This window comes from Bradyrhizobium sp. CFUWI, from assembly GCF_056429085.1.
Genome location: NZ_JBWJZE010000003.1, coordinates 131,623 through 143,831 on the forward strand (window position 1 = coordinate 131,623; position 12,209 = coordinate 143,831).

10 protein-coding genes are annotated in these 12,209 nt (G+C 66.4%); 4 read left to right on the top strand and 6 right to left on the bottom strand.

Translation table 11 applies throughout. The features are described 5' to 3' along the window. Window positions 1–54: 54 nt before the first annotated feature. On the top strand, window positions 55–966 hold the full coding sequence (gene metF, locus AC066S_RS07975) for a methylenetetrahydrofolate reductase [NAD(P)H] (protein WP_478269372.1): 912 nt from the start codon (window positions 55–57) through the stop codon (window positions 964–966). A 6-nt stretch (window positions 967–972) separates the two neighbouring features. Continuing rightward, on the top strand, window positions 973–4,821 hold the full coding sequence (gene metH / locus AC066S_RS07980) for a methionine synthase (protein WP_478269373.1): 3,849 nt from the start codon (window positions 973–975) through the stop codon (window positions 4,819–4,821). 829 nt (window positions 4,822–5,650) lie between these two features. Here the strand turns inward: metH and AC066S_RS07985 are convergent. Both AC066S_RS07985 and AC066S_RS07990 read right to left on the bottom strand, forming a co-directional pair. Continuing rightward, the gene (locus AC066S_RS07985) at window positions 5,651–6,280 is read right to left on the bottom strand and encodes a glutathione S-transferase family protein (RefSeq protein ID WP_478269374.1); all 630 of its coding nucleotides are present in this window, start codon (window positions 6,278–6,280) and stop codon (window positions 5,651–5,653) included. A gap of 122 nt (window positions 6,281–6,402) precedes the next feature. Then, window positions 6,403–6,705 (bottom strand): ArsR/SmtB family transcription factor, encoded by a 303-nt coding sequence (locus tag AC066S_RS07990; protein ID WP_247277858.1) that lies wholly within the window; start codon window positions 6,703–6,705, stop codon window positions 6,403–6,405. A gap of 27 nt (window positions 6,706–6,732) precedes the next feature. Between AC066S_RS07990 and AC066S_RS07995 the strand changes: the two genes are divergently transcribed. Further along, window positions 6,733–7,716: a threonine/serine dehydratase gene (locus AC066S_RS07995; protein WP_478269375.1), complete on the top strand. Its 984-nt coding sequence runs from the start codon at window positions 6,733–6,735 to the stop codon at window positions 7,714–7,716. 11 nt (window positions 7,717–7,727) lie between these two features. Next, window positions 7,728–8,147, top strand: coding sequence for a DUF6636 domain-containing protein (locus tag AC066S_RS08000; protein ID WP_478269376.1), 420 nt, complete (start codon window positions 7,728–7,730; stop codon window positions 8,145–8,147). Between the two features lie 90 nt (window positions 8,148–8,237). On the opposite strand, the gene AC066S_RS08005 is transcribed toward AC066S_RS08000, so the two are convergent. From AC066S_RS08005 to AC066S_RS08020, 4 genes are all read right to left on the bottom strand, one after another. Continuing rightward, the gene (locus AC066S_RS08005) at window positions 8,238–8,831 is read right to left on the bottom strand and encodes a GNAT family N-acetyltransferase (RefSeq protein WP_126259703.1); all 594 of its coding nucleotides are present in this window, start codon (window positions 8,829–8,831) and stop codon (window positions 8,238–8,240) included. A gap of 187 nt (window positions 8,832–9,018) precedes the next feature. Continuing rightward, window positions 9,019–10,521, bottom strand: coding sequence for a glycerol kinase GlpK (glpK, locus tag AC066S_RS08010; protein ID WP_478269377.1), 1,503 nt, complete (start codon window positions 10,519–10,521; stop codon window positions 9,019–9,021). Between the two features lie 283 nt (window positions 10,522–10,804). Then, entirely contained in the window at window positions 10,805–11,212 is a 408-nt protein-coding gene (locus tag AC066S_RS08015; protein WP_135171014.1) for an endonuclease domain-containing protein, read from the bottom strand. Window positions 11,213–11,342: 130 nt separating this feature from the next. Next, window positions 11,343–12,116 (bottom strand): SDR family NAD(P)-dependent oxidoreductase, encoded by a 774-nt coding sequence (locus tag AC066S_RS08020; RefSeq protein WP_478269378.1) that lies wholly within the window; start codon window positions 12,114–12,116, stop codon window positions 11,343–11,345. Window positions 12,117–12,209 lie beyond the last annotated feature (93 nt).

Below are 12,209 nucleotides of genomic sequence, written 5' to 3' on the forward strand. Positions count from 1 at the left end.
TAGGCACTCCCAAGCTAGACCCCACGGCCGGCGGAAATTGGAGTGAGTGGTGCCATGACTGACGTGACGACGCCTGCGACAGCCGACGGGCACCTGAAGCGGCCTGCGATCTCCTTCGAGTTCTTTCCGCCCAAGACCGAGGAGATGGAGCGCAATCTCTGGGACACCATTAACCGGCTCGCCCCGCTCGACCCGAAATTCGTCTCGGTGACCTACGGCGCCGGCGGCTCGACCCGCGAGCGCACCCATTCCACCATCGCCCGCATCCTCAAGGAGACCGCGCTGCTGCCGGCGGCGCATCTGACCTGCGTCGGCGCCTCGCGCGGCGAGATCGACGAGATCGTCGACCGCTATCACGAGGTCGGCGTCCGCCACATCGTGGCCTTGCGCGGCGATCCCGTCGGCGGCATCGGCACGCCCTATGCGAGCCATCCCGACGGCTACCAGAGCTCGGCCGACCTCGTCGCCGGAATCAAGAAGCGGCACGGCGACATCGAAGTCAGCGTGTCGGCCTATCCCGAGAAGCATCCCGAGGCACGCGACTTCGACGCCGACATCGACACGCTCAAGGCCAAGGTCGATGCCGGGGCGACGCGCGCGATCACCCAGGTGTTCTTCGACAACGACCTCTACTTCCGCTATCGCGACCGCGTCCGCGCCCGCGGCATCGACATTCCGATCGTGCCGGGCATCATGCCCATGCACAATTTCAAGCAGGCCCGCAATTTCGTCACCCGCGCCGGCACCACGGTGCCGGACTGGTTCGCCGCGAAATTCGAGGGCCTCGACGAGGACGCCGAGACCCGCAAGCTGGTGGCCGCGACCGTGGCAGCCGGCCAGGTGCAGAAGCTCGCGAAGCACGGCGTCGACACCTTCCATTTCTACACCATGAACCGCGCCGATCTCGTGTTCGCGATCAGCCATTTGCTCGGCATCCGGGCCAAGAGCGTCCAGAAGGCTGCGTGAGAGAAGATGACAGTCCCCGTTTCCGCCAAGCGAACCGCCCTGCTCAACGCCGCGCGCGAGCGTATCCTGGTGCTCGACGGCGCCATGGGCACGATGATCCAGAATCTCCAGCTCGACGAGAAAGCCTTCCGCGGCGAGCGCTTCAAGAATTTTCACCGCGACCTGCGCGGTAACAACGACCTCTTGATCCTGACCCAGCCGCAGGCGATCGAGGACATCCACGCCGCCTATTTGCGCGCCGGCGCCGACATCGTCGCGACCAATACCTTCTCCACCACCTCGATCGCGCAGGCCGACTACGACCTCACCGACATCGTCTACGAGATGGCGCGTGAAGGCGCCCGCCTCGCCGGCAACGCCGCGCGCCGCGTTGAGGCCGAAGACGGCAAGCCGCGCTTCGTCGCGGGCGCTATCGGCCCGACCAACCGCACCGCCTCGATCTCGCCGGACGTGTCCAATCCCGGCTACCGCGCCGTCACCCTCGACGATTTGCGCAAATCCTATGGCGAGCAGATCCGTGGCATGCTCGATGGCGGCGTCGACCTCCTGCTGGTCGAGACCATCTTCGACACGCTGAATGCCAAGGCGGCGCTCTATGCCATCGCCGAGATCACCGAGGCGCGTGGCATCGACATGCCCGTAATGGTGTCGGGCACCATCACCGACAAGTCCGGCCGCCTGCTCTCGGGCCAGATGCCGGAGGCGTTCTGGAATTCGGTGCGGCACGCCAAGCCCATCACCATCGGCTTCAACTGCGCGCTCGGCGCCGAAGATTTGCGCGCGCATATCGCGGACATCGGCCGCGTCGCCGACACGCTGGTCTGCGCCTATCCCAACGCCGGCCTGCCCAACGAGTTCGGCCAGTATGACGAGAGCCCGGACTACATGGCGCGGCTGATCGGCGAATTCGCCCGCGACGGCCTCGTCAACATCGTCGGCGGCTGCTGCGGCACCACGCCGGACCATATCGCGGCGATTGCGGCGGCCGTCGCCCCGCACAAGCCCCGGATCGTGCCCGAGATCGAACCGCGCCTGCGGCTGTCCGGCCTCGAGCCGTTCGTGCTGACGGACGCGATTCCCTTCGTCAACGTCGGCGAGCGCACCAACGTCACGGGATCGGCCCGCTTCCGCAAGCTGATCACCGCCGGCGACTACACCGCCGCGCTCCAGGTCGCGCGCGACCAGGTCGAGAACGGCGCGCAGATCATCGACGTCAACATGGACGAGGGGCTTCTGGACTCGGAAGCCGCGATGGTGACCTTCCTCAACCTCGTCGCCGCGGAGCCCGACATCGCCCGCGTGCCTGTGATGGTCGATTCCTCGAAATTCTCGGTGATCGAGGCCGGCCTGAAATGCGTGCAGGGCAAGCCGGTCGTCAACTCGATCTCGATGAAGGAGGGCGAGGAGAAGTTCATCCACGAAGCCAGGATCGCCCGCCGCCATGGCGCGGCCGTGGTGGTGATGGCGTTCGACGAGGCCGGCCAGGCCGACACTTTCGCGCGCAAGACCGAGATCTGCAAGCGCGCCTACGACATCCTGGTGAACAAGGTCGGCTTCCCGCCTGAGGACATCATCTTCGATCCGAACGTCTTCGCGATCGCGACCGGCATCGAGGAGCACAACAATTACGGCGTCGACTTCATCGAGGCGACGCGCTGGATCCGGCAGAACCTGCCGGGCGCGCATATCTCGGGCGGCGTCTCGAACCTCTCGTTCTCGTTCCGCGGCAACGAGCCGGTGCGCGAGGCCATGCACTCGGTGTTCCTGTATCACGCCATCAAGGCCGGCATGGACATGGGCATTGTCAATGCCGGGCAGATGATCGTCTATGACGACATCGATCCGGAGCTGCGCCAGACCTGCGAGGACGTCGTCCTCAACCGCGATCCCGGCGCCTCCGAGCGCCTGCTGGCGCTGGCCGAGAAATTCCGCGGCAAGAAGACGGAAAGCAAGGAAGCCGATCTCGCCTGGCGCGAATGGCCGGTGGAGAAGCGGCTGTCGCATTCGCTGGTGCACGGCATCACCGAATTCATCGAGCAGGACACCGAGGAAGCCCGCAAGAAGTCCTCGCGCCCGCTCGACGTGATCGAGGGGCCGCTGATGGCCGGCATGAACGTGGTCGGCGACCTCTTCGGCGACGGCAAGATGTTCCTGCCGCAAGTCGTCAAGTCCGCGCGCGTGATGAAGCAGGCGGTGGCCTGGCTGATGCCGTTCATGGAGGAAGAGAAGGCCCGCAACCTCGCCAACGGCATCGGCACCGAGGGCTCTTCGTCCGCCGGCAAGATCGTGCTCGCGACCGTCAAGGGCGACGTCCACGACATCGGCAAAAACATCGTCGGCATCGTGCTCCAGTGCAACAATTTCGAGGTCATCGACCTCGGCGTGATGGTGCCCGCCGCCAGGATCGTCGAGACCGTTAAGGCCGAGAAGGCCGACATCGTCGGCCTCTCCGGCCTGATCACGCCCTCGCTCGACGAGATGGCGTTCTTCGCCAGCGAATTGCAGCGCGAAGGCCTCAAGCTGCCGCTCCTGATCGGCGGCGCCACCACCAGCCGCGTGCACACGGCGGTCAAGATCGACCCGAGCTATCGCGCCGGTCCGGTGGTCCATGTCAACGATGCCAGCCGCGCGGTCGGCGTCGCCTCCTCGCTGATCTCGCCCGAGAAGCGCGAGGCCTATGCCGCCGAGGTGCGCGCCGAATACGCCAAGATCTCGGAAGCGCATCTGCGCGCGCAGTCCGACAAGAAGCGCCTGAAGCTGACTGATGCCCGTGCCAACCGCGTGCCGGTTGATTTCGCTGCGAACAGGCCGGTGAAGCCGACCTTCCTCGGCATCCGCAGCTTCGACGAATACGATCTCGCCGAGCTCGTGCCTTACATCGACTGGACGCCGTTCTTCCAGACCTGGGAGCTCGCGGGACGCTTCCCTGCCATTCTCGACGATGCCAAGGTCGGCGAGGTCGCGCGCTCGCTCTACGACGACGCGCGCAAGATGCTCGACACCATCGTCAAGGAAAAATGGTTCCGGGCACGCGCGACGATCGGCTTCTGGCCCGCGAACGCCGAAGGCGACGACATCGCGCTCTTTGCCGACGAGAGCCGGACCAAGAAGATCGCGACCCTGCACACGCTGCGCCAGCAGCTCGAGAAGCGCGAGGGCCGTTTCAACGCCGCCCTTGCCGACTTCGTCGCGCCCGCGGGCGTTCCCGACTATGTCGGCGGCTTCGTCGTTACCTCCGGGATCGGCGAGGATGCGGTCGCCGACCGCTTCAAGATGGCGAACGACGATTACTCCTCGATCCTGTGCAAGGCGCTGGCCGACCGCCTCGCCGAGGCCTTTGCCGAGCGCATGCATGCCCGCGTGCGCCGCGAGTTCTGGGCCTATGCACCTGGCGAAACGCTCTCGCCCGACGATCTGATCCTCGAGAAGTACCAGGGCATCCGCCCCGCGCCCGGCTATCCCGCGCAGCCTGACCACACCGAGAAGGCGACGCTGTTCGAGCTGCTCGACGCCGAGAACACGGCGGGCGTGAAGCTGACCGAGAGCTTTGCGATGTGGCCGGGCTCCAGCGTGTCCGGGCTCTATTTCGCAAACCCCGCGAGCTATTATTTCGGCGTCGGCAAGATCGAGCGCGACCAGGTCGAGGATTACGCCGCGCGCAAGGGCATGACGGTGGCAGAGACCGAGCGCTGGCTCGCGCCGGTGCTGAACTACATCCCGTCGCAGCAGAGTGACAAGGCCTTTGCGGCCAAACCGGCGAACGACGAGACCCCAAAGGATCTCGCCTCGCATCCGCCCGGCTGCACCTGCGCGGTGCACCTCGTCTGGCAGAAGAAGCGCGCGGGCGCGGTGTAGTCGCGCACGCTCGTGTCCCGGACGCGGCGCAACGCCTCTTCGCGTTGCGGCGCAGAGCCGGGACCCAGAGACGACACGGCCGGCAGCGAGATGGGTCCCGGCTCTGCAGCGCACCACCCCGGATGATGCTTCGCATCACCGCGGCGCCGCGCTGCGTCCGGGGCACGAGACCGGCGTGACTCCATCGCTCTCCCCCGACTTGCAGACACGCCTTCGCATCCTCGCGGCGCTTCCGCCCGAGCTTTGCTCTTCTCGTCACGCCCTCCATGAAAGGGCGCAGGGAAGGCCGGGCGCCGGCTGGCACCCGCTTGTCCGTCGTGCGATGAGAATGCACACGCAATGCACAACGGATGACAGGTGAAGCCGGAAACGTCCGGCCTTCCCTGCGCGATGTTTGACGGCGTATGGCGCGCTCTCCCCGGAGACGAGTTCCTGCTTGCCTCCGTCACCTCGCGGATTGGCGGCGCACCTCGCCCGGTCGGGCTCGTCGCGCCTCCGCAAGGCTTGGCTGTAGCAACGACAGCCAGGACCACACGATTTGGCCGTACGCTTCAGTGCCGTTCGTCCGCACGCCGCCAGGACCTCACGGGGTTGATCCCGCCCTGCTCCCGCCCCTCGTGCACGACGCTGCCGCGTCCACCGCTCCCCGATCCGCGGTTCGAAACGACGTACGACCGCCCCTTTCGCCGGATCAGGATGAGCGACACATACGCCGAAACCGAATTTCGGTAAAGCGGAATATTTCAGCCAGCGTCGATTGACCCAGCCCTCGTGTGTTTTGCCCGTCAGGCACCCCACGATCTGGTAGCTTGGGGCCGAGCACGGGGCCCTAACCCTTCGGCGGCGCCAGCGGCTGCACGATCTCCTTGAACGGTGCCAAGGCCTCGCAGCGCTCGGCATGAGCTGCCAGCCCCGGATAGCGCCCCGCGTCAAACAGCTGCGGATGCGCTTCGCGGGTGAAGCGGACGACGCAGGCCACCGCGACGTCGGCGTGGCCGATCCGATCGCCCAGCCAGTACGGCGTTGTCACCTTGGCCCGCTCGGCCTCGAGCACCTTGAGCACGTCGCCGATCTGCGCCTGGCAGCGCTCGACCCAGAGCACGAGCTGCTCCTTCCGCAGCACGCGCTCGTAGAGCAGGCTCACCGCCTTGTCGCCGAGGCCGGAGGCGAGCGCGCAGATGCGCAGATGCCCGCGCCGCTCAGGGCCGCTGCGCGGCAGCATCGCCTTCGCCTCGCCGACGCGCTCGTCGAGATAATCGAGGATGATCGTGCTCTCGATCAGCGCCTCGCCGTCATCGAGCACCAGGGTCGGCACGCGGCGCAGCGGATTGTAGGGCGCGATCTTGTCGGCGTCGCCGAAGGTCGACCACGGCCTGTGCTCGAAGGGCAGGCCGTAAAGCTTCAGCGCAATCGCGACGCGGCGGACGAAGGGGGAATCATATTGGCCGATCAGAAACATGGTTCTCGCTCTTCTCAATCGTTGAACACGGCAGGGCCGACCAGTCTCCACGACCAGCTCGGTGCGGCGCAACAATTATCTCGGAAACGGCGCACGCCCGCAATGCCATCACGCGCAACCCGTCAAAGGCCGTCCTGGATCGAGCGCTTGATCGCGGCGATGGCGGTCTCGTTGCGCTTGTACATCGTCCACTGCTTGATCCGCTTGGCGCGCACCAGCTTGGCTGCCGTCAGCACCCGCATGTGCTCGCTCAATGTCGGCGCGCTGACGCCGAGCTTCTCGGCGATCAGCAGGCCGCAGACGCCGTCCTCGACCAGATCGCCATCGGCCTGCTCACGAAAATGCTTCCGCGGATCCCGCAGCCATTCCAGGATCTGCAGCCGGCGTTCGTTGGCGAGCGCGCGCAAGGCGACGGCAAATTTCATTTAGCCATTTTGCTAATTACCTAATTGATGTCAACTCTCGGATGCGCTATTCTGGACGACATCATGACAGCGACAATGGACATCACGCGGGAGCGGATTGCGGCGACCGAGGCGGTCATCCGTCCGCATATCAGGCGCACGCCCCTGGTTCAGGCCGATCTTGCCGATTTCGGCCTGGCGGCCGCGCCCGTCACGTTCAAGCTCGAGATGCTGCAGCATTCCGGATCGTTCAAGGCGCGCGGCGCCTTCGCCAATCTGTTGCTGCGGCAGGTGCCGCAGGCCGGTGTCGTCGCCGCATCCGGCGGCAATCACGGCGCGGCGGTCGCCTATGCGGCGCAGCGGCTCGGCCTTCCCGCCACGATCTTCGTGCCCGACATCACCTCGCCGGCCAAGGCCGAGCGGATCAGGAATTATGGCGCCAAGCTCGTGATCGCGGGCAGCCGCTACGCCGATGCGCTCGCCGCGAGCGAGGCGCATGTCGCGCAGAGCGGCGCGCTGGCGGTCCATGCCTACGATCAGGCCGAAACCCTGCTCGGCCAGGGCAGCGTCGGACTGGAGCTGGAGCAGGATGCTCCCGGCATCGACACGCTGCTGGTGGCGGTCGGCGGCGGCGGACTGATCGGCGGCATTGCGGCCTGGTATGCCGGCAGGACGCGCATCGTCGCGGTCGAGCCGGAGCAATCGCCAACCCTGCACACCGCGTTCGAGGCGGGCGCGCCAGTCGATGCGCCCGCTGGCGGCATCGCCGCCGACAGCCTTGCGCCGCGGCGCGTCGGCGAGCTGATGTTTCCGGTCGCGCGCGCTCACGTCGAGCGCGTCGTCCTGGTCAGCGACGATGCGATCCGGCAAGCCCAGGCCGCGCTGTGGTCGCACTTGCGCCTCGTCGCCGAGCCCGGCGGCGCGGCCGCCTTTGCCGCGGTGCTCTCCGGCCGCTATCGTCCGTCACCGAGCGAGCGCGTCGCCATTCTGGTCTGTGGCGCCAACACCAATGCGGTAAAGTTCGACAGCTGAGCGGGAATGACATGACGGGACCGCGCGGACTGATCCTGATATCGATCCTGCTGCCGATGATCGGTGCCGCCCATGCCCAGGACCGCCCGATCGGCTTTCTCACGCCCTCGAAGAACATCGCCTGCCAGTTCTTCACCGACAACGGTCAGGGCGTGCTCCGTTGCGACATCATGAACATGGAGAGCCGGCCGCGGCGGCCCGCCGATTGCGAGCTCGACTGGGGCCACGCCTTCGAGATGAGCGCGAAGGGCGCCGCGGGACGTATCTGCGCCGGCGACACCGTGATGGATGCCTCGCTGCCGGTGCTCGCTTATGGCGAGGTGTGGCAGCGCGGAGGGTTCACGTGCCGGTCAGAGCAGACGGGGCTGACGTGTTTCAATGCGATGCAGCGGGGGTTTTCGCTGGCGCGCGGAAAGCAGGAGGTGTTTTGAGGAGTAGCCCGCATGAGCGGAGCGACATGCGGGGATTTTTTTGAGCGCTTCCCCGGATGTCGCTTCGCTCATCCGGGCTACGGCCGCGCACTACTCGATGATCGGCACATGCGGCGCCGCATCGCGCGGCGCGGTGCCGTCGAGGCGCGGATCGTCGGCGATCTCGATCTGACGGCGGAAGGCGCGGAAGCCGGAGCGCTGGTAGAACGCGACGGCGGAGGGATGATCGAGCGTGCAGGTGTGGACCCAGACGCGGCGGACGTCGCGCGACCAGGCGCGCTCCAGCGCGCGGTTCATCAGGAAGCGGGCGGCGCCGGTGCCGATCAAGGGTGCGGTGACGCCGAAATAGGTCAGCTCGCACTGGCCGGGCTCGCGGAAGTCGAGCTCGAGCAGGCCTTCGTCGCGGCCATCCGCGACGAGTGCGTAGACTTCAATGCCGGGTGCGTGGATGATTGCGGCGAGCTCGGCGTCGCTCATGCGGGCCCGCGAGAACCAGAGCCAGTCCTCGCCGACGCGGCGGAAGATGTCGCGGTACCAGAGGATCGCGGGCCTATCGACCTTGCGCAAGGTCCAGTTGCCGGGCGGATCGTCGCGGCGTGTCGGAGGCGCTGTCATCTCCAGATGGGTGACGACGGCGGCGATCTTGCCAGCGGGGACGTCGGAATAGCCGTCGGGGAGGATCATTCTTGTTCTTATTCCCGTTTCACGGCGCGCTATATGGAGATCGAACGGCAACGGGGGACGCCTCCGCGCCGTCATTGCGAGCGGAGCGAAGCAATCCAGAGCGCCTCCGCAGATGGCTTCTGGATTGCTTCGTCGCAAGGGCTCCTCGCAATGACACTGTGGAGGCAGCAGCGTAACCCATCGTGCTTTACTCCCCCTCGTCGCTCGCCAGCACGCCCTTCACCGCGCGCGCCCAGCCCGCGAGCTTCCGCTCGCGCGTCGCCTGGCTCATGTTCGGCTTGAAGCGGTGCTCGAGGCGCCAATTGTCGGCGAACTTGGTCGGCTCGGGATAGACGCCGGCGTTGAGGCCGGCGAGGTAGGCGGCGCCCAGTGCCGTGGTTTCCTGGATCACCGGACGGTCTACTGGTGCATCGAGCAGATCGGAGAGGCGCTGCATGGTCCAGTCCGACGCCGTCATGCCGCCGTCGACGCGGAGCACGACGCTTGCGGTCTCCGAGCTCGGCCAGTCCGCGCGCATCGCGGCCCAGAGGTCGAAAGTCTGGTAGCAGACGCTCTCCAGCGCGGCGTGGGCGAGTTCGGCGGGGCCGGTGTTGCGGGTGAGGCCGAACAGCGCGCCGCGCACGCGCGGATTCCAGTAGGGCGCGCCCATGCCGACGAAGGCGGGGACGAGATAGACGCTCTGCATGGAGTCGGACTGGTCGGCAAGAGGTCCGGTCTCGGCGGCGTGCTTGATGATGCCGAGACCGTCGCGCAGCCATTGCACCGCGCTGCCGGCGACGAAGATCGAGCCTTCGAGCGCATAGGTGCGCTTGCCGTCGAGCTGGTAGGCGACGGTGGTGAGCAGCTTGTTCTTGGAGACGACGGGCGTGGTGCCGGTGTTGAGCAGGGCAAAGCAGCCGGTGCCGTAGGTGGACTTCATCATGCCCGGGCGGAAGCAGGCCTGGCCGATGGTGGCGGCCTGCTGGTCGCCGGCGATGCCCGAGATCGCGATCGCGCCGCCGAACAGATCGGGCGTACTCTCGCCGAAGCGGGCGGAGGAATCCTTCACCTCGGGCAGCATCGAGCGCGGTACGCCGATGATCTCCAACAGCTCGTCGTCCCACTGGCCGGTGTGGATGTTGAACAGCAGCGTGCGCGAGGCGTTGGTGGCGTCGGTGGCGTGCACCTTGCCGCCGGTGAGGCGCCAGAGCAGATAGCAATCGATGGTGCCGAACATCAATTCGCCGCGCGCCGCGCGGGCGCGGGCGCCGGGGACGTGGTCGAGGATCCAGGCAACCTTGGTGCCGGAGAAATAGGGATCGATGATCAGGCCGGTCTTCCTGGAGATCACCGGCTCGCGGCCCTCTGCCTTGAGTTTCGCGCAGATGTCGGCGGTGCGGCGGTCCTGCCAGACGATGGCACGATGCACGGCCTGGCCAGTGGCGCGGTCCCACACCACCGTGGTCTCGCGCTGGTTGGTGATGCCGATCGCGGCGATGTCCTTCGCACTGATGCCGGCCTGCTCGATCGCCTCGCGGCAGACCATCACGGTCGAGGTCCAGATGTCCTCCGGCTCGTGCTCGACCCAGCCCGAGGCCGGGAAATGCTGCGGAAACTCCTGTTGCGCCTTGGCGGCGATGGAAATATCGCCGCGAAACACGATCGCGCGCGAGGAGGTGGTGCCCTGGTCGATGGCGAGGACGAAAGACATGGCGGCTTACCTTGGCATTTTTCTTGGCGTTTCCCATGGGGGGATCATTGTGTCGCGCCAAAGGGAGCGGATTGGAGGCGGAAGGTCAAGGCGGCTCTCCTCTTACCCTCCCCTGGAGGGGGAGGGTCGACTCACATTGAGCGCAGCGAAATGTGAGACGGGGTGGGGTGACGGTCTCTCGACATCGCATAGTGCCCGTGCGGAGAGATCACCCCACCCCGTTCGCGCTACGCGCGATCGACCCTCCCCCTCCAGGGGAGGGTAAGAAACGGCAGAGCCCAGCTCAGGTTGACGTTTTTCGCTTGCGCCGGTGCGCGAGATGCATGGTTTCTGCCTCGCGCGATCCGTACAGTTCGATATAGATGCGTTCGAGCACGGCGGTCAGATCGGCCATGATCTCCGAGTTCCAGAACCGGACAACGCGATAGCCTTCGTTTTCGAGCCAGCGTTGGCGTTCGAGATCACGTTTGGCCGTGTCGTCCTCGTTGTGGTGGCCACCATCGAGCTCGATGATGAGGCGTTTGGCTGGGCAGCAGAAGTCGACGACATAGCGACCGATCGGCGCCTGCCGGCGGAAGTGCGAGCCTTCGAGCGGGAGCTCCTTGAGGGCACGCCACAGGATGCGCTCGTGAGGCGTCGTATTCGCTCTCAGCTTCCTTGCGGCGGCGCGTCGGATTGACGTTGAGACCATTGCTGCGGCTTCACCCCACCCCGCTCGCGCGTTTGCGCGAGCGACCCACGGGCGAGCTACGCTCGTCCCGGACCCCTCAGGGGAGGGTAAGGGAAGCGCAGCGTCGGTGCAATTAAAAGTCGTGAGAGGGCTACACCGCCGCCGTCGTGACGCCGCCGTCGATGACGATGGTCTGGCCGGTCATGAAGCTCGATGCGTCCGAGGCGAGGTAGGCGACGGCGCCGGCGATTTCGTCGGGCTCGCCGATGCGGCGGAGCGGGGTGGTGGCGGTGCGGCGCTTCAGATTGGCTTCGTCTTCCCATAGTGCGCGGGCGAAGTCGGTCTTGACGAGGCCCGGCGCGATGCAATTGACGCGAACGCCTTTCGGGCCCCATTCGCCGGCGAGCGAGCGGCACAGCGCGAAATCGGCGGCCTTGGAGATGCCGTAGGCTCCGATCACGGTGGAGCCGCGCAGGCCGCCGATCGAGGAGATGATGATGACGGAGCCGTTGCCGCGCTGCGCCATCTGCGGGATCGCGAGCGCGGAGAGCCAGATGTTGCTCTTGACGTTCGAGCCCATGATCTTATCGAAGGCCTCATCCGTGATGTCGAGCAGCGGGCCGTAATACGGATTCACCGCGGCGTTGCAGACCAGGATGTCGATCTTGCCGTAATGCTTCGTGGCACCCGCGATCAGCGCCTCGACCTCGGCCTTGCGGGCGATGTTGCAGGGGATGACGATGGCGTCACCGCCGGACGCGATGATGCCGTCGGCGACCTCCTTGCAGGCCTCGGCCTTGCGCGAGGACACCACGACCTTGGCTCCTAACTTTGCCAGCAATTCGGCAGAGGAGCGGCCGATGCCGCGGCTGGAGCCGGTGACGACCGCGACCTTGCCGGTGAGATCGAACGGGGTGTTTTTCATTGGGGGCTCCCTCTCTCTTTCGTCATTCCGGGGCGCGCCACTTGGCGCGAGCCCGGAATCCATTTCACCGCGCGTGATGCCGCCCGATGGATC